Consider the following 26,395-nt stretch of genomic DNA (forward strand, 5'->3'; position numbering starts at 1 on the left):
CCCTTAAAGATCGAGCACCAACAGCTCGGATTTGCTGCGCGATACACAAGGCATCAGGCAGCGGTTGGCTTGCCGCTCTTCGCGGGTCAGGTAGACGTCGCGGTGCTCCGGTTCGCCATCCACCACCGCAGTGCGGCAGGTCCCGCACACACCTTGTTCGCACGAGGTGTCCAGCGTTATCCCGCGGGCCTTGAGGCTGTCCGCCAGGCTGACGCCGGCCGCTACGGTAAATTCCTCGCCGCTGCGTTGCAGGCGTACACGGAAGGGGTGGTCGTGGTCGTGGCTGACCTCGTTGGCGAACAGTTCGAAGTGCACCTGGCTCTCGCTCCAGCCGGCTTCGCTGGCCAGGGTGCTGACCAGGTCGATCAGGGCCTTGGGGCCGCAGACATACAGGTGGGTGCCGGCACTCGCCTGTTGCAGCACGATGCGCAGGCGTTCGCGGGTCTGCTGCGGGTCCAGGCCGGTGTGGATGCAGTTGTGCCGCAGCTGATGCAGGCGCTCGGGGAACGCCACGTGGAACTCGCTGCGCACGAAATAATGCAACTCGTAGGGCCGCTCGGCGGCCTGCAGGGCCGCGCCCATGGCCAGCAGCGGGGTGATGCCGATCCCGCCGGCAATCAGAATCCCGGCGGTGCCTGGGACCAGGCGAAAATTATTCTTCGGCGCCGAGATGCGCAGGCGCTCACCGGCTTTGAGGTCGTGGTGCATCGAACGAGAACCACCACGCGACTGCGCCTCCAGCTTGACCCCGATCACCAGGTGCTCACGCTCGTCGGGGGCGTTGACCAGCGAGTACTGGCGCACCAGCCCGCCGGGTGTATGTACATCGATGTGGGCACCTGCTTCGAAGCTGAAACCGCCATCGGCGGGCAGGGCCAGCTTGAGGGCGACGATCTCGCTGGCGGTGGTCCAGTGCTGCAGCACTTCGACTTCCAGGGTTTGCGCCGGACGGCGTACCACTGGGGTGGGCGCGATGCGCAGGCTGTCAGGGGGCCGGCTGGTCGCGATCAGTCCGGCCTGGTTTTCCAGGCGCTGGCGCAGCACGTTGAGGATCCGGTTATGCCAGCGCAGTGGGTCGATGCCGGGGCGCCCAGGGAGAGTGCTGCTGTGCACGATGGTGCGCTCGGCACTCGCCGGCTGTAGCCAGAATTGCACCTGGCAGGGCTGCTCGGCGCTGCGCCAGGACAGTTGCAATGTGTTGTCGGTCTGTTGCAGTTGCACCGAGTCGAGCTGGCAGTCCGGATCCAGTTGGGCGTAACCGGCCAAGGCCTGGCGCACGTCGTCGAGGGCGGCCTGGAAGGGCAGGCTGCGCAGGTGCAAAGCCAGGGGTGGCAAAGCCGCTGCTGGCAGTTCTTGAGCCTGTTGCGCCTGCAGGTTGACCCAAATCATCCCGTGCGCTTCGCTCACCGCAAAGGTCCGCGCGCACACGCTGGCCGGCGGGGTGCTTTGCGAGGCCGCCGGAATCAGCGTGCAGCGGCCATCACCGCCCTGGTACTGCCAGCCGTGGTATTGGCAGCGCAGCCGGGAGCCGAGGTTGACGCCCAGGGTGAAACGCACGCTGCGGTGCGGGCAGCGGTTTTCCCAGGCGTTGACCCGCTGCTCGTCATCGCGCCAGAGCGCCAGTTCCACCCCGAGCAACTGACCGTGAAACACATGGTGCGGGGCCAGGTCGCTGCTCTGCGCCACCGGGTGCCAACGATTATCGGTCTGCTTCATGGCTGGCCTCCTGCAGCCTGTGTCGGCTGGTAAGTGCCGTAGCGAATGCCCTTGTCGCGCAACCAGCGGCGATAGGCACTGGACATCGCGTCGGCCCGGGTCGGGATCTCGAATTTCGGGTCCAGGGGCAGGGTCCGGGGCAGGTGGTTGGAGAGGATCATCAGGTCCTGGCTGAAAATGGTCTGCTGGAACAGGCGCAGATCGCGGTCGCTGCTGGTGGCGTCGACATAGGCCAGGACCACGTGGGCGATGCACCACTCTTCATCCAGCGGCTGGACAAACAGGCAGATGGCGTCGCGTCGCTCTGGCTGCTCGGGGCTGGTCTTGTACAGAATGGCGACGAAGGGGCGGGTCACGCGGTACACGTAGTGCGCCTCGATCGCTTGTTTCGACCCGGCGGCTGCCATGGGCTGGAATATGCGGCAGTCGGTGGCCAGGATCTCGTCCCGCTCCTGGTCGACCTCTACCTTATAAGTGCTGATATCGGTGTAGGGTTCGGCCCCGAGAAAGCCGGTATGGACGTAGGGGAAGTGCGCCATGTCGAGAAAGTTTTCCACCACGCGCAGGCCTGAGGCATGTACCTTCATCGAACCGGCCCCCAGCACCCGGCGGTCTGGTTCATCGAACTCCGCTATCTGGAAAAATTCCGCGTCGGGTTCGCCCAGGCAGACCCAATGGGTGTGATACAGGGTCGTGGTGCGACAAGGCGCGCCGCTGTCGTCGGCACGGATGGCGCTGAAGTGGCCCGCGCCGTCGCGACCAAAGCGGATCTCGTGGCCCAACAGCTGCGTACGGTAAATCCTGCCATCGACCAGGTCTTCCACGACGGCCAGTGGATACCACTGGTTCCAGATGCTCGATTCGATGCTCATAGGTTCCTCACCGGCGGATTTTTGTTTTTCCCCGACAGTAGAGAAATCCACGGCATGAAACTAACGAGTAATGCTAATGGCTGGTATGAAAAAAAATACTACCTGGAAAAATGACCGGGTAGGCACCGCCAACATCGCCGATACCTGACCCACCGCCATCGCGAGCAAGCCGCAAGCGGGCGCCCGGTCCTACAAAGGTTTGCGGGGTGTATGCGAAATCTGCAGGCAGCCCAACCACTGTAGGAGCGAGCCTGCTCGCGATGGGGCCGGAATTTTCAACATTGATAGTGCCTGACCCACCGCCATCGCGAGCAGGCTCGCTCCTACAGTGGTTTTGGGTGTTCGCAGGTTTTGCGTACAGCCGCCAAACCTGTGGGACCGGGCGCCCGCTTGCGGCTTGCTCGCGATGAGGCCGGTCCAGTCTTCCCCTTAGTGAGAATGCCGTGGCTCGCCGCTGCGGGCGATGATGCGCAGGTGCAGGGTGGCCGGTTCCAGGCAGCCGCCGGTGGACAGTTGCCCGACCAGTTGCCGGTAGAGTTCCTGCCACGGGGTTTGCGAGGCCGGGATGTTTGGCTCCCAGGCTGCTCGGCGACGGGCCATTTCGGCTTCGTCGACCAGCAGGTTGACCGTCCGCGCATTGAGGTCGACGCTCAGCCGGTCATTGGTTTTCAGCAGGGCCAGGCCACCGCCCACGGCGGCTTCCGGGGACATGTTGAGGATCGACGGGCTGGCCGAAGTACCGCTCTGGCGGCCGTCGCCCAGGCACGGCAGGGAGTCGATGCCTTGCTTGATCAGCGCCGCGGGTGGGGCCATGTTCACCACCTCGGCACTGCCGGGGTAACCCACGGTGCCGACGCCACGGATCACCAGGATGCAGCGCTCGTCGATTTCCAACGCTGGGTCGTTGATCCGCGCGTGATAGTCCTCCGGCCCCTCGAACACGATGGCCCGGGCTTCGAAGCTGTTCTCCGCGCCGGGTTCCGACAGGTAGGTCTTGCGGAACGCTTCGCCCACCACCGACATCTTCATGATCGCGCTGTCGAAGAAGTTGCCGCTGAGCACGATGAAGCCGGCGCGGTGCTTGAGCGGAGTGTCGAAGGGGTGGATCACGTCGGTGTTGCTGGTCAGGGTGCTGCGTACGATCTCGCCGATGGTCTGGCCGCTGACGGAGGCGCAGTCCTCGTGCAGGCGACCGGCCTTTTGCAGTTCGTGCATCACCGCCGGTACGCCGCCGGCGCGGTGGAAACCTTCGCCCAGGTACTTGCCGGCCGGCATGCAGTTGACCAGCAGCGGCACGTCTTCGCCAATCCGTTGCCAGTCATCCAGGCTCAGCTCGACGCCCATGTGCCGGGCGATGGCGATCAGGTGCGGTGGGCAATTGCTCGAGGCGCCCAGGGCCGAGGCCACGGCAATGGCGTTCTCGAAGGCTTCGCGGGTCATGATCTGCGACGGTCGCACATCCTGGCGCACCAGCTCGCAGATGCGCTTGCCGGTGGCATAGGCCATCTGGCCGCGCTCGCGATAGGGCGCCGGAATGCTCGCGCAGCCGGGCAGGGACATACCCAGTGCCTCGGCCAGGGCGTTCATCGACAAGGCCGTGCCCATGGTGTTGCAGTGACCCACCGAAGGCGACGCCGCGGTGGTCATTTCCATGAAGCCTTCGTAGTCGATATCGCCGGCGGCGAGCAGGTTGCGCGCATGCCAGAGCACGGTGCCGGAGCCAATCAGTTCACCCTTGTGGTGACCGTCGAGCATCGGCCCGCCCGACAGCACAATCGCCGGCAGGTCGGTGGTCGCGGCCGCCATCAGGCAGGCCGGCGTGGTCTTGTCGCACCCGGTGGTCAGTACTACGCCATCGAGTGGATAGCCGTGGAGGATTTCCACCAGCCCCAGGTAGGCCAGGTTGCGGTCCAGCGCTGCGGTGGGACGGCGAGTCTGCTCGGCAATCGGGTGCACCGGGAATTCCATGGGAATGCCGCCGGCATCACGGATCCCGGCCTTGACCCGTTGCGCCAGCTCCAGGTGGTGCCGGTTGCAGGGCGTCAGGTCGCTGCCGGTCTGGGCGATGCCGATGATCGGGCGACCCGATTGCAGCTCTTCACGGGTCATGCCGTAGTTCATGTAGCGCTCGACATACAGCGCCGTCATGTCGGCGTGGGCCGGGTCGTTGAACCATTGCTCGCTACGCAGCGGGCGTTTCGGGGTGTCACTCATGATTCATAGCTCTCTTATAATTGGATGAATCGACAACCGGCGTCGGGCTTTAGCGGGCGAGCAGGCCTCGGGACGCCAGGTTGCGCAACAAGGCGCCGACGCCAAAGGTCCAGGGCGTGGCGGCAGAACTGTGGGTCACGCGGTTGTGCAGGCTGCCGAGCAACGGGCTGCTGATGCGTACCTGGTCGCCCAGTTTGTGGGTAAAGCCGCTGCCGACGTGATCACGGTCCTCGGTCGGGGCGAACAGGGTACCGAGAAACAGCAGGAAACCGTCGGGATATTGGTGATTGGCGTTGAGGGTCTGCCCGGCCAGGTCCTCGGGATCACGGCTGATCTGGCTCATGGAACTGGAACCGTGCATCCGGTAGCCGTCCGTGCCCTCGACCTGCAGGTCGACCACACAGGCGCGCACATCGTCCAGGCTGAACTGCTCGTCGAACAGGCGAATGAACGGGCCGATGGCGCAGGACGCATTGTTGTCCTTGGCCTTGCTCAGCAACAGCGCGCTGCGACCCTCGAAATCCCGCAGGTTGACGTCGTTGCCCAGGGTTGCGCCGTGGATCTGCCCGCGGCTGTTGACCGCCAGCACCACTTCCGGCTCCGGGTTGTTCCAGATCGAGCCGGGATGTATGCCGATCTGGCTGCCGCTGCCGACGGCGGCGAGCACCGGCGCCTTGGTGAAGATTTCCGCGTCCGGGCCGATGCCCACTTCCAGGTACTGCGACCACATGCCTTGCTCGATCAACAGTGCCTTCAACTGCGCCGCTTGTGCGGAGCCGGGCACGATCGAGCGCAGGTTGTCGCCAATTACCCCATGGACGATAGCCCGCACCTGCTCGGCCTTGCCAGCATCGCCACCGGCCTGCTCTTCGATGACGCGCTCGATCATGCTCGCGGCGAAGGTCACGCCAGCGGCCTTGATCACTTGCAGGTCCAGCGGTGGCAGCAGGTAGGGTTGGCTCGGGTCGGCATCAGGGCCGGTATTGGCCAACAGGCTTTCGACGCTGGTCAGGAACGTGCCAGGGGTTTGGCGTACTTCGGCCAGGGGCGCGTCCGACTCCAGCAAGTCACTCAGGGTCGCGAAGCGCTGCGACAGATCGAACACGCCATCGGCCCGCAGGACAATCAGCGAAGGGCCGGCAATCGGCCCTGGAACCCAGGCGCGACCAATCAAGGTACCGGCCACGCCATCGACCGGCAGGGTGTTCTCGGGAGTAAGCAGTAACGACATGGCAAATCTTCCTGGTCCGTAAAGGCTTCACGCTATGACTGGCACTCGATAAACTCCAATGAGATATTTTCAGTAATCGATAACTCCTGGTTATTGTTTGACGAGGCACACCCATGTCCGAACTGTCATTCTCCAGCTTCTGCGGCTGGCTCAAATTCCGCCATCTGCTGCTGATCGACACCCTGGGCCGCACCCGCAACATGCACCTGGCGGCGCAGCAGATGAACCTCAGCCAGCCGGCTATCAGCAAGATGCTCAAGGAAATCGAAAGCCTGCTGGGGTTTGCCTTGTTCGAGCGCCAGCCGCGCAGTATGCCGCCCACGGCGCTGGGCGAGCATGTCTTGCGGTATGCGCAGATCGCTCTGAATGACGCACGTTCGTTCGTCGAGCAGATCGGCAGCCTGCGTGAGGGCGGCCATGGTCATCTCAAGGTCGGCGGGATTTTTGCCGCCACCGCCATCGCCCTGCCCGAGGCGATTCTGCAGATCAAGCAGCGCTGGCCGCTGTTGTCGATCGAAGTGGTGGAGCAGACCAGCAACCACCTGATGGAGATGCTCGAAGAGAAAAAACTCGACCTGGCGGTGGCCCGGTTCACCGAGCACAGCCAGGAGCAACGCTACGACTTCCAGCCGCTAGCCCCGGAACCGTTCTGCATCGTGGTCAACAGCCGCCACCCGCTGGCAGACGCCGGGCCAATCTCCTTGCAGCAGTTGGTGGACCTGCCGTGGATTCTGTACCCGGTGGGCACGCCGATTCGTGCGCGCATGGAACTGGCCTTCGCCGAGGCTGGGGTGGCGCTGCCGCGCAATACCGTCGACACCATCTCGATGCAGACCTTTCTCCAGGTCCTGCAGCGCGGGCCGATGATCGGCATGCTGCCGGATGCCATGGTCTATCCACTCCTGGAAAACGGCCAGTTGAAAGCCCTCGACACGCCGCTGCACCTGGCGCCACAGGACTACGGCATCCTCACCCGCAAGGGCGAGCAACTGGTGGGGGCGGCCCTGGAGTTCGCGCAGATCCTCACGGACAACGCCCGCCTGGCCAGGGACCAGGTGGCTGAAAATGCGGCAGTCGCAGGTGAAACTCGATAACGCTTGGTTATCGGTTAATCCAAAAATGCCATTGGGAAAGAATCGATTCGCGGCAGTAGAGTACCGACCAGATTTCACTCTGGGTCAGGAGACTGTCATGCCCGAACTGTCTGGTCACAACTTCATCGCCGGTGGCCGTAGCGCCGCCGGCTCCGTGGTCCTGCACAGCGTTGATGCGACTACCGGGCAGCCGCTGCCCATCGCCTTTATCCAGGCCTCGGCCGAGGAAGTGCACGCTGCTGCCACGGCGGCCCATCAGGCCAGCGCGATCTACAGCAATTTGCCGGCCGAGCGCCGGGCCGAATTCCTCGACACCATCGCCAGCGAGCTGGATGCCCTGGACGAGCAATTCGTCGCCCTGGTCTGCAGCGAAACCGCCTTGCCAGCGGCGCGCATCCAAGGCGAACGGGCCCGCACCAGCGGGCAGATGCGCCTGTTCGCCCAGACCTTGCGCCGTGGTGACTTCCTCGGTGCGCGGATCGATTTGCCGCTGCCCCAGCGCCAGCCTCTGCCACGGGTCGATCTGCGTCAGTGCCGCCTGGGCGTCGGCCCGGTCGCGGTGTTTGGTGCCAGCAACTTTCCCCTGGCCTTTTCCACCGCCGGTGGCGACACCGCTGCGGCCCTGGCCGCTGGCTGCCCGGTGGTGTTCAAGGCCCACAGCGGGCACATGGCGACGGCCGAGCAGGTGGCCTTGGCAATCATTCGCGCCGCCGAGAAGACCGGCATGCCGGCCGGGGTGTTCAACATGATCTTCGGTGCCGGCGTCGGTGAGGCGCTGGTCAAGCATCCGCTGATCCAGGCGGTCGGCTTCACCGGCTCGCTCAAGGGCGGCCGGGCGCTGTGCGACATGGCTGCTGCCCGGGCGCAACCGATCCCGGTGTTCGCCGAGATGAGCAGCATCAATCCGGTGCTGGTGCTGCCGCAGGCGCTGCAGGTGCGCGGCGAGCAGATCGCCCGCGAACTGGCCGCCTCGGTGGTGATGGGCGCCGGGCAGTTCTGTACCAATCCGGGCCTGGTGATCGGCATTCGTTCGCCAGCGTTCAGCGCCTTCCTGCAATCGCTCAGCGTGCTGATCGCCGAACAGCCTGGGCAAACCATGCTCAACGCGGGCGGCCTGCGCAGTTACGTCGAAGGCTGCGCCACCTTGCGCGCCCATCCCCAGGTCACGCACCTGGCCGGGCAGGCGCAGGAGGGCAATCAAGCCCGGGCGCAACTGTTCCTGGCCGACGTCCAATTGCTGCTCAGTGGTGATGAACTGCTGCAGGAAGAAATCTTCGGGCCGGCCACCGTGGTGGTGGAAGTGGCTGATCGCGCTGAATTGCTGGCGGCCTTGCAGGGCCTGCGCGGGCAACTGACCGCCACCCTGCTGGGTGAGCCGGACGAGCTGGCACACGCTGCCGACCTGGTGGCGTTGCTGGCGCAGAAAGTCGGCCGGGTGCTGGTCAACGGTTACCCGACCGGCGTCGAAGTGTGTGACGCCATGGTCCACGGCGGCCCTTGGCCGGCAACTTCCGACGCCCGTGGCACCTCGGTGGGCACCCTGGCCATCGACCGTTTCCTGCGTCCGGTGTGCTACCAGAACTTCCCGGATGCCTTGCTTCCCGAAGCGCTGCGCAACAGCAATCCATTGGGGCTGACGCGCCTGGTCAACGGAGAAAAAACCACCCAGGCACTCTAGTCCACGCTGCATCGCCGGGTGAATTGCTCGCCCGGCGTGACCCATTCGATAAAAACAATCAGGCATGTCCACATGCCCAGGGGTTATCTCCATGCAAACGATATCCGAGCATCTGCCCGCGCAGGCGCAAGCCAGCGAACTCGACTTTGAAGACCGCACCTACCGCAAAGTGATCTGGCGCATCCTGCCGGTGCTGCTGCTGTGCTACATGGCCGCCTACCTGGACCGGGTCAACATCGGCTTCGCCAAGCTCGACATGCTCAACGAGCTGCAATTCAGCAACACCGTCTACGCCCTTGGCGCCAGCATGTTCTTCTGGGGCTACTTCCTCTTTGAAGTGCCCAGCAACCTGTTGCTGCATCGCTTCGGCGCGCGCTTCTGGATCGCGCGGATCATGCTCAGCTGGGCGGTGATCTCCATGGCGGTGGCCTATACGGTGCCGCTGGCGGGGTTCTTCGGGCTTGAGTCGAGCACCATGTTCTATGTGCTGCGATTCCTGCTGGGGATCTGTGAAGCGGGCTTCTTTCCCGGGGTGATCCTGTACCTCAACTACTGGTTCCCGACCCATCGCCAGAGCCGGGTGATGTCCGGGTTCCTGATGGCCATGCCGATCAGCCTGACCCTCGGCGGAATCCTCTCCGGCTGGCTGATGAACAGCATGCAAGGGGTGCATGGGCTGTCGGGCTGGCAGTGGATGCTGATCATCGAGGGCATTCCTTCGATCATCATGGCCTTTGTGGTCATCGTTTGCCTGGCCGACAACATCGACAAGGCCAAGTGGCTGTCAGCCGCCGAGAAAGCCATGCTCAAGGCCAACCTGCAGACCGACAGCCAGGGCAAGGTGTCGCGCCTGGGCGAGGTGTTCTTCAACCCGCGCGTGTGGTTGCTGGTGCTGATCCTGCTGACCTTCAACACCGGCTTCTATGGCCTGGCGTTCTGGATGCCATCGATCATCAAGAGCACCGGCATCACCAACAGCCTGCACATTGGCCTGCTGACCGCGATTCCCTATGCGGTGGCCACGGTGGCGATGCTGCTCAACGCACGCCACTCCAACCGAACCGGCGAGCGCCGGCTGCATGCGGCGATTCCGGCCTTCATCGGCGGCGCCGGGCTGATCCTCAGTGCCTTTTTTGCCGATAACCTGATGCTCTCCGTGCTGTTCCTCAGCGTCGCCGCCTCGGGGATTCTCAGCCTGATGCCGATTTTCTGGACCTTGCCAGGTACCGTGCTGTCGGGTGTGGCGGCAGCAGCCGGGATCGGCATGATCAACGCCATCGGCAACCTGTCCGGCTTCACCGGCTCGATGATCACCGCCGTGGCCGAGAACCTCACGGGCAACATCAACAACGGTACTTACGTGCTGGCGGTGTGTCTGTTCATCAGCGGCGCGTTGATCCTGGCGATCCCTGCGGCGATGCTCGGCCGGACGGCGAAAACCGCGGCTAGCAGCGCTAACGTGGAGCGAGTATGAAGATGCACAACAAGCGGGTGCTGGTGACGGCGGCCGGGCAGGGCATCGGGCTGGCCAGTGCCATCGCCTTTGCCGAGGCGGGTGCGCAGGTGTTCGCCAGTGATATCGAGGTGCGCGGGCTGCAAGGGATTCCGGGTATCGAAGCCCTGACCCTGGACGTCACTTCGGCCGGCGCCATCAGCGAGGCCTGCCAGCGGATCGGTGGCCTGGATGTGCTGTTCAATTGCGCCGGGTATGTGCACAGCGGCAACATCCTGGAGTGCGATGAAGCGGCCTGGGCCCGGTCCATGGACATCAACGTGACCGCCATGTACCGGATGATCCGCGCGGTGCTGCCGGGCATGCTCGAGCGTGGCGGCGGTTCGATCATCAACATGTCGTCGGTGGTCTCCAGCGTCAAGGGTGTGCCCAAGCGTTTTGCCTATGCCGCGAGCAAGGCAGCGGTGGTGGGCCTGACCAAGGCGGTCGCCGCCGACTTTATCGGCCAGGGCATTCGCTGCAACGCAATATGCCCGGGCACCGTGGAGTCGCCGTCGCTGCGCCAGCGGATCGCCGAGCAGGCGACGCAGCAGGGGGTGGCCGAGGCGCAGGTGTACCAACAGTTCCTCGACCGCCAGCCCATGGGCCGCATCGGCAGCGCCACGGAGATCGCCCAGTTGGCCTTGTACCTGGGCAGCGACGCCTCGGCCTACACCACCGGTGGCGTGCATGTCATCGATGGCGGCATGAGTATCTGAGCGCCACCCGGCACCTTTAATTAGAAGCAGGAGCGACACATGAAATTAGTGCGTTATGGCGACAAGGGTTCGGAAAAACCGGGCCTGCTGGATGCCAATCAACAGCTTCGCGACCTCTCTGGCCACGTTGCCGACATCGCCGGGCAGACCCTGACTCCACAGGGTCTGGCGGCCCTGGCGGCGATCGACCCCGCCAGCCTGCCGCGGGTGCCAGGCCAGCCACGGATCGGCGCCTGCGTCGGCCAGGTGGGCAAGTTCATCTGCATCGGCCTGAACTACGCCGACCATGCCGCCGAGTCGAACATGGAAGTGCCCAAGGAGCCGATCATCTTCAGCAAATGGACCAGCGCCATCTGCGGCCCCAACGACAACATCGAGATCCCTCGTGGTTCGCTCAAGACCGACTGGGAAGTCGAACTGGGGGTGGTCATCGGCAAGGGCGGGCGTTACATCGATGAGGCTAATGCGATGGATCACGTCGCCGGTTACTGCGTGATCAACGATGTCTCCGAGCGCGCCTGGCAGTTGGAGCGCGGCGGCACCTGGGACAAGGGCAAGGGCTTCGACACCTTCGGCCCGATCGGCCCATGGCTGGTCACCCGCGATGAAATCGCCGACCCCCATGCGCTGGACTTGTGGTTGGAGGTCGACGGTCACCGTTACCAGAAAGGCAACACCCGCACGCTGATCTTCAGCGTGCCGCAACTGATCGCCTACCTGAGCCGTTGCATGAGCCTGCAACCTGGCGACATCATCTCCACCGGCACCCCACCGGGCGTCGGCCTGGGCATCAAGCCCGACCCCGTCTACCTGCGCCCCGGCCAGACCATGCGCCTGGGCATCGCCGGCTTGGGCGAACAGCTGCAGGTGACGGTACAGGCGGATTGAGCCTCACCCCTCACCGTGGGATTGACAGGTGGGGGGCTGGGCCAACAGTATCGAGCCATGACCAGAACCCACCGCCTGAACATGATGTGCTGCTCCATGACCGCCGCTGGCGGGTCATGAGGTCAGGCGCGTTCAGGATATGACGTTATGACCCAAGGCCCCGCCAGCAATGGACGGGGCTTTTTTTGCGCTGTCCGAAGCTGGCCAATGGAGAACCCCATGTTGCAGATTCGCCGCGCCACCCAGGACGACGCCCAGGCCGCTTTCGAGATTCGCCTGCGCGCGATCCGCCACCAATGCATCGGTGCCTATACCGAGCAGCAGATGCTGACCTGGACCGCAGGCTCGGCGGCGGATGGCTACAGTGCGCTGATGGACTCGCACTTCTACATGGGGTGGGTCGATGGCGTGGCCGTGGCCACCGGCATGCTCGATCTGCCACGGCGGGAAATCGGCGCGATCTTTGTCCTGCCCGAGTTCATGCAGCAGGGGATTGGCGTGTTGATCCTGGAATTCCTCGAGCAGTTGGCACACCAGTTGGGCCTGGAGCAGGTGGTGCTCGACGCGACATTGAACGCTGCCGATTTCTACCGGCGCTGCGGTTACCGTGGTGAGCAAACGTCCATCTACCATTCACCCTCGGGCCTGCAACTGGCTTGTGTGCCGATGGTGAAACAGCTGGGCTGATCCCGGCCGTCAATCCTTGCCGGGATAACGCGTCTCCATCACCACCGACAGCGCGTCGGGGCGCCAGAATTCCTGGTCGAACTCCACCGGCTGGTCGGCCTCGCCGAAGTTCAGGCGCTCCAGGTAGACACTGGTGGAGCCCGGCGACAGTTGCAGCAGTTCGGCCTGTTGCTCATTGACCGTGCCGATGTGCATCTGCAATTCGCAGCGCGATTGCACTCGCGCAAAATGCTCGCGCAGGACCCGGGTCAGAGAGCTGTCTAGGTCGACGTCGAGCAGGCCCGGGCACCAACTGGCGAGCAGCGCGTTGAATTCCAGCAGCACCGGACGCCGGTCGATCCAGCGCCGGCGCTGAAGAAAAAACACCGGCTCTTGTGCCGACTCCAGCCCCATGCGTCGGGCCAGCCAACTGCCGGCCGGGCGCAATTCGGCCTGCAGGCATTCGGTGCGCGGTGTGCGCCCCTGGGCACTGACGTAGTCCATGAAGCCACTGATGCGCGTCGGGTCGTAGCGGATGCGCTGCGGGCTGACGAACCAGCCGCGACGATTCTCCCGGTACACCCGGCCTTCGGCTTCCAACCGCTGCAAGGCCTGGCGCAGGGTCACCCGGGTGCAACCGAAACGTTCGATCATGTCCCGTTCGGAAGGGAACTTCTGGTCGGCCTGGGGGATGCCGTTGGCGAGGTCCTGGGCGATCTGCTCGCGGATCCGCTGGTAGTGCGGTGAGACTGGGTCAAAAGGCATGACGTGGGACGCCCGATGGCGGATCGAAGAGGACGATGGCGCCCGGGGACACCATCGACGGGTTACCTACACTAACCAATCGCCCGGCCAGCCGTCGAGGGCTGCGCGCCGCCGTCGGCAATCCCTGGCGCTGGCCGTTCCTGGCGCGCCAGGTCCTGCTGCCAGGCACGCAGGCCGTAGATCGCCAGCAGCACAAAACCGGCGTACAGCGCGGCGGTCAGGCGCAGGTCCTTGAACAGGAACAGGCCGACATACAGGCAGTCGAGGACGATCCACAACCACCAACTGACCACGTACTTGCGTGCCGCCCAGACGCTGGCGACCAGGCTGAAGGCAGTGAGCGACGCGTCCATCCAGGGCACGGAAGCATCGGTGTAGGTGTGCATCAGGGCGCCGAGCAGCCCGGCACCGAGGGCCCCGCAGAGCAAGCCGAGCAGGCCTTCGCCCAGGGGCAGCCGCGCCACCCGTACCTTGCCTTGTTCCAGGTGGCCCTGGCTCCAGCGCCACCAACCGTAGCCTTGCAGCAGGGCGAAGATGCCCTGCAACAGGGTGTCGGAGTAGAGCTTGGCGTCGTAGAAAATCCAGGCATACAGCAGCACCGCCAGCACGCTGACCGGCCAGCACCAGCGGATGCGCCGGGCGGTCAGCCAGACGCCGAGGAGGTTGAGAATGACAGCGATGATTTCAAGATCGGACATAGCGGTTTCCTCAAGCGTGGCCTTGGCGGGCCGGATCAGAAGTTGACCGATGCACTCAAGCGGGCGGTCAGTGGTGCACCCTGGAACACGTAGTTGTCGCCCATGTACTCCCCGACATCGCGCCAGTAGCGCTTGTCGAACAGGTTATCGACGGTCAGGCGGAACACCGTGTCGTAGCCGTCGATGCGCGTGCTGTAGCGGCTACCGATGTTGAACACGGCGTAGGCGCTGGCCTCGACCTGGCCCTCCTGGCTGGCGTATTTGCTGGCGCTGTATTGCACCCCGCCGAGCAGCGCCAGGCCGTCGACCCACGGCAGGGCATAGTCGCCATAAAGACTGGCGCGCAGGTTCGGTACGTTGATGGTCTGGTGACCTTCGTAGGCCGGGGTGTCGCTGCCGCTGACTCGCGAGCGGATCGCCGCGACACTGGCGGAGATCTGCAGGCGCTGGCTGGCCCAGCCATTGGCCGAGAGCTCCAGGCCGGTGTTCTTCTGCTCGCCCTGCTCGGTGTAGGTGAAGCTGCCGTCGGCATTGGGCCGGGAATACTGATAGCCCTGGCGGATCTGGAACAGCGCTGCGCCGAGGCTCAGGCGCTGCCAGTCGTACTTGATCCCGGCCTCGATCTGCCGCGACACGGTCGGTGCGAGGATCTCGAAGGCATTGCTGGCAAACCACGGAGCCTCGCCACCCAGGGACAGGCCCTTGCTGTAGCGGCTGTACAACGCCAGGTTCGGCAGCGGCTTGTAGATCAGCGCGGCCTGGGGCAGGAACTCGTAGCGCTGGGTGTGGCGGGTGGTGTCGCCCTCGCTGTCGAAGGTCTCTTCATCGAGGCGCACTTCGCGCCCGCCCAGCACGGTCTGCCATTGTTCGTTGAAGCTGATCCGGTCGTTGAAGAACAGCCCGTACTGGCGGCTGTCCAGGTTTCGATACGAATCATTGAGCGGCCCCGCGTAGCGCGGGAAATCGGCCGGTTCGCTGGCGATGTTGGCGCTGCCGATCCACTCGTTGATCGGCTCGCGCTTGTCGACGATCCGCCGAAATGCGCTGCTGCCGACGGTCAGTTCGTGGCCCAGGCCTGCCGTGTCGAAGGTGCCGCTGAGGGTGGCCTGGGCTTCGTCGTTGCGGCGGGTGTCGTCGGGGCTGCGGAAGTCATAGATGTCGTAGTCACCCTCGGGACTGAAGTAGTTGGGCACCGCCGCGCCGGCACAACTGGCGGCGCCGTAGCAGCCCCAGGCGAACGAGCTGTAGTCATCGATCACCACTCGGCTGCGCGAAGCGCTGAGGTTGCCTTTCCAGGTGTCGCTGAAGCGGTACTCGAAGTTGCCGTTGAGGTTCAGCGCATCGGTGGTCACCGGTTTCGTGCCGCTCTGATGCGCCAGCAACTGCTTGGGCGAGGCGTGGTGCGGCAACTCGGTGCCGCCGAGCAACTGGTAGCCCGGTGCCGAACGCTGTTGTTTGGTCTGGTACTCGACATCCAGTTGCAGCAGCGCGGCGTCGCTCAGGGTCCAGTCCAGCGCCAGGGAGGCAAAGTCGCGCTGGCCGTTGGTGTGCTCGACGTAGGAGTGCAGGTCTTCATGGGCCAGGTTGGCGCGCAGGCCGAACTGTTGTTCGCTGCCAAAAAAACCACCGACGTCGGTGGCCAGGTAACCGCTGCCGCGATCGTCGGTGGACACCGTGACCGAGTGCACATCGGTCGGCCGCTTGGTCACATAATTGATCAGCCCGCCGGGCTCGCTGACCCCGCTTTGCAGGCCCGCCAGGCCCTTGAGCAGTTCCACCTGCTGTTTGTTTTCCAGGCCGACGTTCTGCTCGCCGGTGATGGTGCGGCCGTTGATCTTGTAGCTGCTGGCGGCGTTCAGGGAGAAGCCGCGTACCACGAAGTTCTCGTAGTAGCCGACCGGTGCGTAGCTTTCACCCACCGAGGCGTCGTTTTTCAACACTTCACTGAGCAGGCGTGCTTGCTGGTCCTTGATCAGGGCTTCGTTGATCACCGCAATCGAGGTCGGCGTGTCGAGCAAGGGCGCGGGGTCGAACCCACCGACAGCGGCCTCGGACACCTGGTAGCCGGAGTGGTCCTCGGCATTCACGGTCACGGCCGGCAGCAGGGTCTCGGCAGCGTGGACCGAGGGCAGGGCGCTGGCCAGCAACAGCCCGAGGGTCAGTTGATTGAAGGCAAAGCGCGGGGCGCAGCCGTCCTGGGGGGACGTCCGGTAAAGCCTATCCATGTGAAACTCCTTGATGACTGCGAGCCCGGGGCAGGCGAACACCGGGCATAGGGGCCCAGGTGCGCTCCAGGAAAGCGCTGTGCGGTAAAAAACAGGAAATCAGGTTAAATACGTGCCCCCGAGGGCATCAGTCCGGAGTTGCTCCGGTGGTCATCGGCAAGTTTGAATCCGCGGCCCATTCTTGCAGCGAGCCATCATACAAGAGCACGTCGTCGCGGCCGACCAGGGTTAACGCCAGGGCCAGGGCCGCCGCAGAAATTGCGCCGCCACAATACAGCACCAAGGGCCCTGGCACGTCGAGCAGTAGCGCAGCGAGTTGCTGTTGCAACTGGTCGCGTGGCAGGTACCGGCCATCTGCGTCGAGCAATTGCCGCGCTGGCAGGTTGCGACTGCCGGGGATGTGCCCGCGCCGCGCGTAACGGCTCGCGGCACTGCCTTCGAACAATGCCTGGGACAGGGCGCACACCAGCAGTCCCGGTCGCTCACCGGACACCATCGCCTGCACACCGTCACGCTCGATCCACAAGCCTGGCCGGGCTGACAGCGGCATGGCGGCCACCGGCAGCACCGGTTCAATACCCTGCGCCTGGGGCAAACCCGCTGCGCACCAGGCCTTGAAACCACCGTCCAGCACCTGCGCCGCCAGCCCGACGCTGCGCAGCATCCACCACAGGCGCGCGGCCCAGAAACCTTCGCTGCGATCGTAGATCACCACCTGGCGAGCGCCATCCAGGCCCAGCCGGGCCAGGGCGCTCGCCAGTTGTTCGACACCGGGCAGGGCAAAGCTGAACGAGGCGTCGGGCAGGGCCAGGTCATGCAGCAGGTCGGCGTGCAGGGCACCGGGGATGTGGGCCTGATACCAACCGTCGCGCCCGCTGGCGACCTGGTAGTCGCGGTCGAAACGCGGTGCCGGCAGTTCGACGCTGGCGTCGAGGATCAGCAGGTTGGCGTCTTCGGCCATCAGGCTGGCCAGTTGCTGGGGGCTGATCAGTGGGTTCATGAACCTTGACTCCGGGTGGCGGCACGACGCCGTAGATGTTCGAGCAGGCAGTGGCCGGCATCAGTCGAAAACCAGCGGGTGTGACCGATCAGGTAAGCCTTGTATGCGATGTCGGCACTCGCAGCGCAACCGACCACGCCGTTGAAGTAGGCGATCTCCGACAGGGCGAAATCCACATGCACCAGGGGCAGCAGGGCGGCCAGGGTCAGAAGCTCGGCCGCCGACAGCGGCAGGACACTGGCATAACCGGCCAGCAAGGCGTCGATGTCGTCGAGGGCCGCCGGGGCAGACCCGCCGCTGCCCAGTTCCAGCCAGGGAATGGCGTTGCGTTCGATGGCGGTGGCCAGGTCGAACAGGGCGAAGGTGCGGTCCGCCAGGCCAAAGTCCAGCACGCCGCTGACCTGGGCGTCGGCGGTGCTGGAACTCCACAGCAGGTTGGAGCCGTGCCAGTCGTTATGGGTCCATAACCCGGGTTGCCGGGCCAGCAGTGGTTGCAGTGGGCGATGCCAGGGCAGCAGCAGGGGCAGCAACTCGTCGCGCCATGGCTGGCGGTCCATATAGGCCGCCAGTGCCGGGTCGCGCTGGATGAACGTATGCAGGCTGGCGACCAGGTCCGGACCGCTGCACAGCTTGAAGTTGGCCAGCAGCACCTGGGCCTGGCGCGGCGGGGCCTGGAAGTCCGCGGCGCCACGGTGCAAGCGGGCCAGCGATTGACCGGCCGACCAGGCGTGGCGCTGGCTGAGAAACGGCGTCCAGGACAAGGCGTCGCGATACAGGTCCTGACCTTCGGCCAGGGCATGCACCTCGTAGGTCCACTCGCCCTGAGCGATCGCCGTGTCGCCGTCGCGGTTGGCCAGCACTTCGGTCACCGGCACCCCGCGTTGCCGCAGATGGGCCATGAAACGGTGTTCTTCGCGCAGCCAGGCGGGGTTGCGCACCTGTTGTGGGTGGCGTTTGACGAACACCCGGGTGTTTTGGGTCTGGACCAGGCTGGCGGCCGAGAACGGCCGCGGGCTGTGCCAGTCCAGTTGCAGCGGCGCGCCGAGTTGCGGGTAGCCGCGCAGCAGTTGCGCGACATCGTCCGCCTGCAGCGGCGGCCACTGCGCCGCCACCGGTTCCAGGCCCAGACCGTGGGCGCTGAAGGGCTGGTGTGCGGCCATCACAGCGGCTCCGGCAGGAAGGCGTTGCTGGTGGCTTGGCGCCAGGCCTGGGCATCGGACAGCACGTGGTTGGCGTGCAGCCAGTGGGCGTAGGGTTCGAGCAAGGCATCGCGTTGTTGGCCCCAGGTTCCCTGGTGCAGCCAGGTCGGCGCGATGGCGTGCAGCGATTGCGCCAGCAGCTCGCGGGGGAAGTACGGGGTGGCGCTTTCATAGGCCTGCAGCGCGCTGGCCGGGTCGGCGGCCGCAGCCAGGTAACCACGGGCGGTGGCGGCGAGAAAGGCGCGGGTCAGTTCGGGCTGGTCCAGCAGGGTCTGTTCGTGGGCTCCCAGCAGGTAGCTGTGATAGGCCGGGGCGCCAAGCTCGTCGACCGGCCAGACCACGCGCCGCTCGGCGGCGATCGGGCTGTCCATCAGTGCTTCCCAGGCCCAGTAGCCGCCAAAACTGGCATCGGCGAGGCCGGCGGCCAGTTGTTCGGGCCGCAACTCGCGGGTGCCGCTGTCCACCAGGATCAGCGCGTCGGGATCACCGCCATCGACCCGCATCAGATGCCGGACCATGGCCACGCCGCGGGGCGTCGGATTGAGCGCCAGGCGCCGACCCGCCAGGTCCCGTGGGCGCTGGATGCCGGAGTCGCTGAGGGTCTGGATCGATTCCAGGCCAGCATGGTTGATCGCCGCTACCCCCAGCAACGGTTGCCCCAGGGCGCGGCGTACCAGCAGGCGGTTGCTGGGGAACAATCCGAAGTGCACGGCCCCGGTCAACAGATGCTCGAGAGTGTCACCGCGCCAGGGGTCGTGCACTACCAGTTCGACATCCAACCCAGCCTCGGCGTACCAACCGCGTTCGCGGGCCAAGTACAGGCCTGCCGAATTAGGCCAGGGGTGAAAGTATTCGAGCATTACCCTTACACCAACCATCGATTTGCTACTCCAGTGCAAACGTTTAATGCGCCGATTTATAAGGTCTGAATCTGGTATATACCAATACCTTTTATCACTATGGATATACCCGATAATCCCGGTGAAGCCTGCACCAGAGCGGTTTGCTGAAAATAATCGAGTCCTTGTTAGAACGATTATTTCTTTGGGTTATTTAGATAGTTGTCAGTCGAATATCCATGACCGCTGAACGGGTGCAGAGGTGGTGGTTATATCTGTGATTGCGTCGTTAAGTGGGTTGTAACAGCGGCATTGGCACTCGGTGCCGCACTAATGGAGTTGGCGCAGCGTTTTTCGCTGCTGTGGGGGCGTCTTGTCGTGGGAGAGCCAGTCCTTAGAATCGGCGCCATCGCTTCACCCAACTATTTAATCCTTGCGGGAGCTCCACCATGATGAATGCCATGCAGATGCCAATGTCGATGAACAGCAGCATGCCGATGATGCCGATGATGGGCATGCCGATGATGATGGCGACCATGAGCTGCGAAATGCTCGAAGACGGCATGATGTGCAAGATGATGCCGGCCGCTGGCATGGACATGGCGATGTTCAAGAACAGCGCGCAGATGATGCAGATGATGATGGACTGCGGCATGCCGATGATGATGCATTGCGCCAACATGAGCATGATGTGCATGTCCCAGGCGAGCATGGCCATGCCGATGATGGGCGCCATGATGCCGATGCCGGTGATGGGCATGCCGATGCCGTCGATGAAGTGCGTGATGGAGTGCAGCCTTCAGGCTGACAGCATGATGTGCAAGATCATGCCGATGGCGGGCATGAACATGGACATGATGAAGAACTGCTGTGGGTTGATGATGAAGATGATGAACGATTGCAGCATGCCGATGATGATGAGCTGCAATGGCATGCCGATGATGTGCTGCACTTGCTGATTGGGGGCTTTTGAGGGCGGGGGTGGATCCTCAGCATTCGCCCCTGGGTGTCTGCAAATCCTGCGAACACCTGGAGCCTCATTGTGGGAGCGAGCCTGCTCGCGATGGTCGTCAACGATGACACGTGCTGCCTGGATGCACGCGTCGTACTTGAGGTTTTCGCGAGCAAGCCGCTGTTGGCCGGTCAGTCCAGCCGTTCCGGATATGTCACTACCAGATACGCCACTGCCTCACTGTCCGCTGGGTTTCGATAGCGGTGGGGCTGGTCGGCGTAGAACAGGATCGAGTCGCCGGTGGAGAGCAGGTAGCGTTCTTCGTTGACACTGATTTCCAGCACGCCCTGGGCCACGACCAGGTTTTCCTGCACGCCCGGGCCATGGCCTGCGGATTGGTCTTCACCCAAGGGGCTCAGGCGCAGTTCGTAGAATTCCGATTGGCGTGCCACGTCGAACGGGAACAGTGCGCGGCTGACGAAGGCGCCATTGGCGCTGACCAGGCGTTTGCTCTGGCTGGCCGACAAGACCGCGACCCCTTCGAACGCGCGGTGTTCGAGAAACGCCGCGACCGAGACTTTCAAGCCCTTGGCAATTTTGCACAGCACCTTGATCGACGGCACGCTGCGGCCGGATTCGATCTGCGCCAGCATCGCCCGACTCACGCCGCACTGGCGGGCCAGTGCGTCCAGGGACAGGTGGCGCTTGCCCCGCAGGCGCTGCAGGTTTTGCGCGACCCGCTGACAAATCGGGTCTTCTTCCTGGGGCTGCAAGTGGTTCAGATCGAGCACCGGTTCGTCGGCGCTGGCGAGAAAGCGCACGGGACCCTGGGCGTTCACGCGTGGCGGGTCTCGGTGCTGGCCGTCGGCCGGGCCGTGGTGAAGGTCTGCAGGCCGGCCTGCAGCGTGTACATATCCCACATGGCCCGTGCCCGTTGTTGAGCCTGTTTGCGTTTGCGGTAGCTGGCGAAGTCGATGAGGTTGTCAGTCGGATTCATGGGGCACTTCACTGTGGTGATGAATGACGGGATGGACTGAGCCTACGCGGAAATTGTTATATCGATAAATAATGATTTTCTATTTATTAATTCGTTTTGGTTCTTAAAGGTGCAAGCAAGAGAACGGGAAATAGACGCCTAAGCTAATTCCAAAAAAGTATTTATTTGTGCTTTTTAAGATCGATTAGCTTTATGTCACGGCGCCAGGCCCCTGCCGCCTCGTCCCTTTTTCCATCCCGGGTGCGCTGTGTCGCGCTCGGGCCTGCTTGTCGAGAACGCCTGTGACCCTTATCCAATCCTCTCTGGCCAGCGCCCGGATCGAGACCCCAGCCCCGGATGCGCCCGCACTCGAAGCGGACGTGGTGCTTGAGTTGCGCGACGTGACCAAGGCCTACGGGCAGAACGACGCAGCGCCGGCGGTCAGCAACGTCAACCTGAAAGTCCTGCGTGGTGAAGTGTTGTGTCTGATGGGCACTTCCGGCAGTGGCAAGTCGACCTTGCTGCGGCACATCAACCGCTTGATCGAGCCTTCCAGCGGCGAAGTGCTGATTGACGGCCAGGCGATCAGTGGCTTGAGCAACAAGGCCCTGCGTGAGTTGCGTTCGCGGCGCATTGGCATGGTGTTCCAGCATTTTGGCTTGTTGCCGCACCGCACGGTGCTGGACAACGTGGCCTTGCCCCTGGAATTGCGTGGCGAGCCCGAGGCGCAGCGGCATGCGGCGGCAGCCGTGCAGTTGCAGGCGGTCGGGCTGCAAGGCTGGGGCGAGCATTATCCCCATGAACTGTCGGGCGGCATGCGCCAGCGCGTCGGGCTGGCCCGGGCGCTGGTGACGGAGCCGGACATTCTGTTGATGGATGAGCCGTTCAGCGCCCTCGACCCGACCATCCGCCGCGACTTGCAGAGCCATTTCCTGGCCCTGGCCCGCGCACGCGGGATCAGCACTCTACTGGTTACCCACGACCCGGCCGAAGCCTTGCGCCTGGCAGACCGCATTGCGGTGTTGCGCCATGGCCGCCTGGTGCAACTGGGCACGCCTGAACAATTGCTGGAGCAGCCGGCCGACGCCGAAGTCGCGGACTTTTTCCGTGACTGCGCGCCGGCCAGCGCCCCTGCAAAAACGTCGACCAAGGTCGCGGCCCGACTGCCCAGCCAGCCTCGCGCGCCTTCCTATAGTCCCGGTCTGTCGGCCTGGCAAGCGTTGTTGCTGGGGCCAGCGGCGTTGGCGGCGCGGGGTAGGGGCGGGCTGTTCTGGCTGGCTTTTGCCAGTGAACTGGGCGCCTTGGCAGCCCTCGGCCAAGGATTGCTTAGCTCGGCCTGGCTGACGGTGCTGCTGGCGACGCTGGTGCTGGTTGCCAGTCGCTACAGCGCGCTGACGCTCAGCGCCCGTCCGGTGCGCGGCGGTGGCTCGGATTGGGCGCTGCCGTTGACGCTGTTGTTGGTCAGCCAGGTCCTGGTGATCTGGCGGGTGATCACTGCCGACACCAGCAGCGCGTTGCTGCAGTTCCCGGCCAATCGCCAGTTGCTGCTGGTGACGGCGCAGAGCATTGACCAGTTCATCAGTTGGTCGCAGGTGACTTTCGAAGGCGCCTTTGTCGGGGTGATAGTCGCGGTGCGCACGGTCATCGAAGGCATTGAGAGCCTGCTGGGCTGGCTGCCCTGGCCGGTCTCGGCCCTGGCCCTGGTGTTTCTCTCCTGGCGATCGGCCGGTCTGGCACTCGCGCTGACCAGCAGCGCCGCACTGCTGTACATCGGCCTGTTCGGCTTCTGGGAGCGCACTATTGCCACCCTGGCGCTGGTGGGGTCCTCGGTGCTGATTGCCCTGGTGATCGGCGTGCCCACCGGCATCCTGCTGGCGCGCCGACCATGGGTGCGCCGCGTGGTCACACCGCTGCTGGATGTGATGCAGACCCTGCCGACCTTCGTGTACCTGATCCCGGCCGTGGCGTTCTTTTCCGTGGGCAAGACCCCGGCGGTGATTGCCACGGTGATTTTCGCCCTGGCGCCGATGATCCGCCTGACCTCCCTGGGTATCCAGGAGGTGCCCAAGGATGCCGTCGAAGCGGCTGTGGCTCATGGCGCCAGTAGCTGGCAGACCCTGGTCAAGGTGCAACTGCCACTGGCCCGGCGCTCGCTGTTGCTGGGGATCAACCAGACCCTGGTCATGAGCCTGTCGATGGTGGTCGTGGCCGCCCTGATCGGGGCCGGCGGGCTCGGTTACGACGTGATGACGGCGTTGCGCAACATCAAGGGTGGCGAAGGCATGCTCGCCGGTGCGGCGATTGTCCTGTGCGCGCTGATCCCGGATCGAATCATTCAATCGAGCTTGCGCAAGCAAGACCCGACCTACAACTGAACGTGAGGCTTATCGTGAACAAACCCTTATCGCGCACCCTGGGCGCAGTGGCATTGCTGGCCTCGCTGATTGCTCCACCGGCATTGCTGGCCAAGGAAAAAATCGTCATCGGCGAACAGAACTGGACCGGCGCCATTGCTATTCAGCACATCCTCGGCGAAGTCATCAGCAGCCGTCTCGATGGTGATGTCTCGTACCTGGCGGGGGACGTCGCGGTGCTGTTGAGCGCCGCGTCCAAGGGCGATGGGTCGGTGGACGTGCTGACCGACATCTGGCTGCCGAACCAATCGGCCGCCTGGGCCAAATACGTCACCGGCGGCACCCGTTCGCTGGTGCCCAATGCCCACCCCTATGCTGGCGAGCAGGGCTTCTACATCCCCGGGTACTTGCAGGACAAGTACGGCGTCAAATCGGTATACGACCTGAAAAAACCGGAAGTGGCGAAGTTCTTCGAACCCCTGGGCGGTGGCAAGGCGCAGTTGCTGGTGGGGCCGGCCGGTTGGGAGTCCACTTACATCGGCCAGATCAAGGCCAAGGATTACGGGTTTGCCGACAAGTTCGAGGCGGTCTCCACCGAGGCTTCGGTGACCTACGCCAAACTGGCTAGCGCCTACAAGGCCGAGCGCGGCGTGGTGTTCTACGCCTACACCCCGGACTGGATTTTCTCCGCCTTCGATCTGCGCCGCCTGGAAGAACCGGCCTTCGATGGCTATGCCCAGGACAACAAAAAAGGCGATCCGCTGTACAAGGCCGATGGTTGCTGGAAATTCATCAGCCCGACCGTCGACCCGGATTGGCTGAACAAGAGCCAGATCAGCTGCGCCTTCCCGGACGCCAAGGTCCACGTGCTGGCCTCGGCCGCGTTGCAGCAGCGGGCACCGAAAATTGCCGAGTTCCTGCGCAATGTCGCGATCGAACCGGCGCAGCTCAACGAACTGATCCTGAAGATCGAGAAGGAACAGCAACCGGCTGACGTAGCGGCCAAGGCCTGGGTCCAGGCCCATGCCAGCACCGTGGACCAGTGGTTGCAGGCTTCGGCACCGACCGTGAGTGCGATCCCATGAGCCGGCCTTCCTTGCGATTGCTCGATGGTGGCATGGGGCGCGAGCTGCAGCGCATTGGCGCGCCGTTCCGGCAGCCGGAATGGTCGGCACTGGCGCTGATCGAGGCACCGCAGTATGTGCTGCGGGCCCACCAGGCGTTCATCGACGCCGGTGCGCGGGTCATCACCAGTAACAGCTACGCGGTGGTGCCTTTTCATATTGGCGAGGCGCGTTTTGCCGAGCATGGCCTGGCGCTTGCCGAGCGGGCCGGGCGCCTCGCGCGGCAGGCGGCGACTGCCAGTGGCGAAGCGGTCACGGTAGCCGGCTCGCTGCCGCCAGCCCTGGGCTCCTATCGACCGGACCTGTTCGACCACTCGCGCTCGGTGGCAATTCATCGCCAGTTGATCGCCGGCTTGCAGGCCCATGTCGACGTCTGGCTGGCGGAAACCCAGAGTTCCATTGCCGAAATCCAGGCGGTAGCCCAAGCACTGGCCGGCGACAGCAAACCGTTGTGGCTATCGTTCACGCTGCTCGATGAAGTGGGCCAGCCGCCACGCCTGCGTTCCGCCGAACCGGTGGCCGAGGCGGTGCGCGTGGCGGCCGGACTGGGGGCACAAGCGGTACTGTTCAATTGCAGTCAGCCAGAAGTCATGGCCGCGGCATTGAGTGAGGCCGCCGACGTTATCCGCGGTCTGGGCCTGGCCATTGAGCTGGGGGTCTACGCCAATGCCTTCCCGGCGGTGGACGCCGAGGTGAAAGCCAATAGCACCCTGCTGGAGATTCGTCCCGACCTGGGACCCCAGGCGTACCTGCACTGGGCCAAGTTCTGGGTGGCCGCTGGCGCCAACATCGTCGGCGGCTGCTGTGGCATCGGCCCGGAACACATCGCCCAGTTGCACCAGCATTTGATCGAGCAGGAACTGGAGGTAGAAGCATGAGTGAGGTGGAGCAGTCCGTGTTGTTGGAACAGGCGACCTTTGGCGCCGGTTGTTTCTGGGGCGCAGAGGCATACTTGCGGGCGCTGCCCGGGGTACTCGATAGCCGGGTCGGCTTCGCACGTTCGGCCGATGGCGAGCCGGCGTTGATTGAAGTGGTGCAGGTCGACTTCGATCCCCGGATGATTTCCTATACGCACCTGATCGAACATTTCTGGACCCTGCACGACCCGACCTCGGTCGACCGCCAGGGGGCGGATATCGGGGTCAAATACCGCTCGGCGTTGTTTTTCAGCTCGGCGCAACAGGCGACCAGTGCCCAGGCCGCGAAACAGCTACTGGACACGTCCGGGCGCCTGGGCAAGCCATTGGCAACGGTGATAGTGCCTCTGGGGGAGTTCCAGTTGGCAGATGAAGCGCACCAGCGCTACCTGGAAAAACACGGTGCCAGCAGTTGTTCGATCTGAGGGCGGCCTTGAAAGCATCGTGGGTGTCAGGTGTCATCGATGTTGGTAGTGGCGGCGCCATCGTGGCATAGGTATCTACACAACTGTGGTGTGACGTTGCGCCTGTGGGCCGGCCAGGGTGTTGGATTAGACCGAGTACATATCCATTTCTTTGGTAACGGCCTCCTATGGTTCCGCCTGACGGCGGCTCACTTTTGAACAGCGCAAAAGTAAGCAAAACGCTTTTACCCCACCACTCGGTGCCTCGCTTAGGCTCGGCATGCCCGTACTCCGACATTGATTTGGGGGGCCGCCGCAATGGGCCATCCTTGGCCCAGTGCGGCTAAACCGGCGTCCTGCCGGTTTACCCCC

General features: G+C 64.1%; 23 protein-coding genes. 11 read left to right on the forward strand and 12 right to left on the reverse strand.

Features of this window, described 5'->3' with window-relative positions; genetic code table 11:
* Positions 1-3: 3 nt before the first annotated feature.
* The 4 genes from CKW24_RS22675 to CKW24_RS22690 form a co-directional block, all read right to left on the reverse strand.
* A complete protein-coding gene (locus tag CKW24_RS22675; RefSeq protein ID WP_095170400.1) occupies positions 4-1,716 on the reverse strand; it encodes a Rieske 2Fe-2S domain-containing protein in 1,713 nt (570 codons plus the stop codon).
* Positions 1,713-2,588, reverse strand: a complete 876-nt coding sequence (locus CKW24_RS22680; protein WP_095170401.1) for an aromatic ring-hydroxylating dioxygenase subunit alpha — start codon at positions 2,586-2,588, stop codon at positions 1,713-1,715. The genes CKW24_RS22675 and CKW24_RS22680 overlap by 4 nt, the downstream gene beginning before the upstream one ends.
* A gap of 429 nt (positions 2,589-3,017) precedes the next feature.
* A complete protein-coding gene (locus CKW24_RS22685) occupies positions 3,018-4,802 on the reverse strand; it encodes an IlvD/Edd family dehydratase (RefSeq protein WP_095170402.1) in 1,785 nt (594 codons plus the stop codon).
* Positions 4,803-4,851: 49 nt separating this feature from the next.
* Positions 4,852-6,033 (reverse strand): fumarylacetoacetate hydrolase family protein, encoded by a 1,182-nt coding sequence (locus tag CKW24_RS22690; protein ID WP_095170403.1) that lies wholly within the window; start codon positions 6,031-6,033, stop codon positions 4,852-4,854.
* Between the two features lie 113 nt (positions 6,034-6,146).
* Between CKW24_RS22690 and CKW24_RS22695 the strand changes: the two genes are divergently transcribed.
* The 6 genes from CKW24_RS22695 to CKW24_RS22720 all read left to right on the forward strand — a co-directional run bounded on the left by CKW24_RS22695 (position 6,147) and on the right by CKW24_RS22720 (position 12,591).
* A complete protein-coding gene (locus tag CKW24_RS22695; RefSeq protein ID WP_095170404.1) occupies positions 6,147-7,127 on the forward strand; it encodes a LysR family transcriptional regulator in 981 nt (326 codons plus the stop codon).
* A gap of 97 nt (positions 7,128-7,224) precedes the next feature.
* Positions 7,225-8,805: an aldehyde dehydrogenase (NADP(+)) gene (locus CKW24_RS22700; RefSeq protein WP_095170405.1), complete on the forward strand. Its 1,581-nt coding sequence runs from the start codon at positions 7,225-7,227 to the stop codon at positions 8,803-8,805.
* A gap of 91 nt (positions 8,806-8,896) precedes the next feature.
* Positions 8,897-10,279 carry an MFS transporter gene (locus tag CKW24_RS22705; RefSeq protein WP_095170406.1) on the forward strand — a complete coding sequence of 461 codons (1,383 nt, stop codon included), beginning with the start codon at positions 8,897-8,899 and terminating at the stop codon, positions 10,277-10,279.
* Complete coding sequence (locus CKW24_RS22710; RefSeq protein WP_095170407.1) at positions 10,276-11,016, forward strand: SDR family oxidoreductase; 741 nt, start codon at positions 10,276-10,278, stop codon at positions 11,014-11,016. The genes CKW24_RS22705 and CKW24_RS22710 overlap by 4 nt, the downstream gene beginning before the upstream one ends.
* 39 nt (positions 11,017-11,055) lie before the next feature.
* Positions 11,056-11,904, forward strand: coding sequence for an ureidoglycolate lyase (locus tag CKW24_RS22715; RefSeq protein WP_095170408.1), 849 nt, complete (start codon positions 11,056-11,058; stop codon positions 11,902-11,904).
* Positions 11,905-12,123: 219 nt separating this feature from the next.
* Complete coding sequence (locus CKW24_RS22720; protein ID WP_095170409.1) at positions 12,124-12,591, forward strand: GNAT family N-acetyltransferase; 468 nt, start codon at positions 12,124-12,126, stop codon at positions 12,589-12,591.
* 9 nt (positions 12,592-12,600) lie between these two features.
* Here CKW24_RS22720 and CKW24_RS22725 read toward each other — a convergent pair whose 3' ends face one another.
* From CKW24_RS22725 to CKW24_RS22750, 6 genes are all read right to left on the reverse strand, one after another.
* On the reverse strand, positions 12,601-13,335 hold the full coding sequence (locus CKW24_RS22725) for a UTRA domain-containing protein (protein WP_095170410.1): 735 nt from the start codon (positions 13,333-13,335) through the stop codon (positions 12,601-12,603).
* A gap of 71 nt (positions 13,336-13,406) precedes the next feature.
* Positions 13,407-14,033, reverse strand: coding sequence for a nicotinamide riboside transporter PnuC (gene pnuC, locus CKW24_RS22730; protein WP_095170411.1), 627 nt, complete (start codon positions 14,031-14,033; stop codon positions 13,407-13,409).
* Positions 14,034-14,068: 35 nt separating this feature from the next.
* A complete protein-coding gene (locus CKW24_RS22735) occupies positions 14,069-16,258 on the reverse strand; it encodes a TonB-dependent siderophore receptor (RefSeq protein WP_095170412.1) in 2,190 nt (729 codons plus the stop codon).
* A gap of 127 nt (positions 16,259-16,385) precedes the next feature.
* A complete protein-coding gene (locus tag CKW24_RS22740; RefSeq protein WP_095170413.1) occupies positions 16,386-17,258 on the reverse strand; it encodes a sulfurtransferase in 873 nt (290 codons plus the stop codon).
* Positions 17,255-18,418, reverse strand: coding sequence for a phosphotransferase enzyme family protein (locus CKW24_RS22745; RefSeq protein WP_095170414.1), 1,164 nt, complete (start codon positions 18,416-18,418; stop codon positions 17,255-17,257). The genes CKW24_RS22740 and CKW24_RS22745 overlap by 4 nt, the downstream gene beginning before the upstream one ends.
* A complete protein-coding gene (locus CKW24_RS22750) occupies positions 18,418-19,317 on the reverse strand; it encodes an ABC transporter substrate-binding protein (protein WP_237234984.1) in 900 nt (299 codons plus the stop codon). The genes CKW24_RS22745 and CKW24_RS22750 overlap by 1 nt, the downstream gene beginning before the upstream one ends.
* Before the next feature lie 428 nt (positions 19,318-19,745).
* On the opposite strand from CKW24_RS22750, the gene CKW24_RS22755 reads away from it, so the two are divergent.
* Positions 19,746-20,255: a hypothetical protein gene (locus CKW24_RS22755; protein WP_162530200.1), complete on the forward strand. Its 510-nt coding sequence runs from the start codon at positions 19,746-19,748 to the stop codon at positions 20,253-20,255.
* Between the two features lie 184 nt (positions 20,256-20,439).
* Here the strand turns inward: CKW24_RS22755 and CKW24_RS22760 are convergent, their stop codons facing one another.
* Positions 20,440-21,030, reverse strand: a complete 591-nt coding sequence (locus tag CKW24_RS22760; protein WP_371917607.1) for a helix-turn-helix domain-containing protein — start codon at positions 21,028-21,030, stop codon at positions 20,440-20,442.
* A gap of 53 nt (positions 21,031-21,083) precedes the next feature.
* Entirely contained in the window at positions 21,084-21,245 is a 162-nt protein-coding gene (locus CKW24_RS28280) for a hypothetical protein (protein ID WP_174244572.1), read from the reverse strand.
* Positions 21,246-21,526: 281 nt separating this feature from the next.
* Here CKW24_RS28280 and CKW24_RS22765 point away from each other — a divergent pair, with 281 nt between their 5' ends.
* From CKW24_RS22765 to msrA, 4 genes are read left to right on the forward strand one after another with little or no spacing between them, the layout of a single operon-like run.
* Positions 21,527-23,599, forward strand: coding sequence for an ATP-binding cassette domain-containing protein (locus CKW24_RS22765; protein WP_095170417.1), 2,073 nt, complete (start codon positions 21,527-21,529; stop codon positions 23,597-23,599).
* 14 nt (positions 23,600-23,613) lie between these two features.
* The gene (locus CKW24_RS22770) at positions 23,614-24,663 is read left to right on the forward strand and encodes a glycine betaine ABC transporter substrate-binding protein (protein ID WP_371917606.1); all 1,050 of its coding nucleotides are present in this window, start codon (positions 23,614-23,616) and stop codon (positions 24,661-24,663) included.
* A complete protein-coding gene (locus tag CKW24_RS22775; RefSeq protein ID WP_095170419.1) occupies positions 24,660-25,580 on the forward strand; it encodes a homocysteine S-methyltransferase family protein in 921 nt (306 codons plus the stop codon). Before CKW24_RS22770 ends, CKW24_RS22775 begins: the two co-directional genes overlap by 4 nt.
* On the forward strand, positions 25,577-26,044 hold the full coding sequence (msrA, locus tag CKW24_RS22780) for a peptide-methionine (S)-S-oxide reductase MsrA (RefSeq protein ID WP_095170420.1): 468 nt from the start codon (positions 25,577-25,579) through the stop codon (positions 26,042-26,044). Before CKW24_RS22775 ends, msrA begins: the two co-directional genes overlap by 4 nt.
* Positions 26,045-26,395: the final 351 nt, after the last annotated feature.

Source organism: Pseudomonas sp. Irchel 3H3, assembly GCF_900187635.1.
Classification (GTDB): Bacteria; Pseudomonadota; Gammaproteobacteria; order Pseudomonadales; family Pseudomonadaceae; genus Aquipseudomonas.

Excerpts from the sequence above, each read along its gene's own strand:
- CKW24_RS22675 (WP_095170400.1), bottom strand. The coding sequence starts at position 1,716 with ATGAAGCAGACCGATAATCGTTGGCACCCGGTGGCGCAGAGCAGCGAC.
- CKW24_RS22680 (WP_095170401.1), bottom strand. The coding sequence starts at position 2,588 with ATGAGCATCGAATCGAGCATCTGGAACCAGTGGTATCCACTGGCCGTC.
- CKW24_RS22685 (WP_095170402.1), bottom strand. The coding sequence starts at position 4,802 with ATGAGTGACACCCCGAAACGCCCGCTGCGTAGCGAGCAATGGTTCAAC.
- CKW24_RS22690 (WP_095170403.1), bottom strand. The coding sequence starts at position 6,033 with ATGTCGTTACTGCTTACTCCCGAGAACACCCTGCCGGTCGATGGCGTG.
- CKW24_RS22695 (WP_095170404.1), top strand. The coding sequence starts at position 6,147 with ATGTCCGAACTGTCATTCTCCAGCTTCTGCGGCTGGCTCAAATTCCGC.
- CKW24_RS22700 (WP_095170405.1), top strand. The coding sequence starts at position 7,225 with ATGCCCGAACTGTCTGGTCACAACTTCATCGCCGGTGGCCGTAGCGCC.
- CKW24_RS22705 (WP_095170406.1), top strand. The coding sequence starts at position 8,897 with ATGCAAACGATATCCGAGCATCTGCCCGCGCAGGCGCAAGCCAGCGAA.
- CKW24_RS22710 (WP_095170407.1), top strand. The coding sequence starts at position 10,276 with ATGAAGATGCACAACAAGCGGGTGCTGGTGACGGCGGCCGGGCAGGGC.
- CKW24_RS22715 (WP_095170408.1), top strand. The coding sequence starts at position 11,056 with ATGAAATTAGTGCGTTATGGCGACAAGGGTTCGGAAAAACCGGGCCTG.
- CKW24_RS22720 (WP_095170409.1), top strand. The coding sequence starts at position 12,124 with ATGTTGCAGATTCGCCGCGCCACCCAGGACGACGCCCAGGCCGCTTTC.
- CKW24_RS22725 (WP_095170410.1), bottom strand. The coding sequence starts at position 13,335 with ATGCCTTTTGACCCAGTCTCACCGCACTACCAGCGGATCCGCGAGCAG.
- pnuC (WP_095170411.1), bottom strand. The coding sequence starts at position 14,033 with ATGTCCGATCTTGAAATCATCGCTGTCATTCTCAACCTCCTCGGCGTC.
- CKW24_RS22735 (WP_095170412.1), bottom strand. The coding sequence starts at position 16,258 with ATGGATAGGCTTTACCGGACGTCCCCCCAGGACGGCTGCGCCCCGCGC.
- CKW24_RS22740 (WP_095170413.1), bottom strand. The coding sequence starts at position 17,258 with ATGAACCCACTGATCAGCCCCCAGCAACTGGCCAGCCTGATGGCCGAA.
- CKW24_RS22745 (WP_095170414.1), bottom strand. The coding sequence starts at position 18,418 with ATGGCCGCACACCAGCCCTTCAGCGCCCACGGTCTGGGCCTGGAACCG.
- CKW24_RS22750 (WP_237234984.1), bottom strand. The coding sequence starts at position 19,317 with ATGCTCGAATACTTTCACCCCTGGCCTAATTCGGCAGGCCTGTACTTG.
- CKW24_RS22755 (WP_162530200.1), top strand. The coding sequence starts at position 19,746 with ATGATGAATGCCATGCAGATGCCAATGTCGATGAACAGCAGCATGCCG.
- CKW24_RS28280 (WP_174244572.1), bottom strand. The coding sequence starts at position 21,245 with ATGAATCCGACTGACAACCTCATCGACTTCGCCAGCTACCGCAAACGC.
- CKW24_RS22775 (WP_095170419.1), top strand. The coding sequence starts at position 24,660 with ATGAGCCGGCCTTCCTTGCGATTGCTCGATGGTGGCATGGGGCGCGAG.
- msrA (WP_095170420.1), top strand. The coding sequence starts at position 25,577 with ATGAGTGAGGTGGAGCAGTCCGTGTTGTTGGAACAGGCGACCTTTGGC.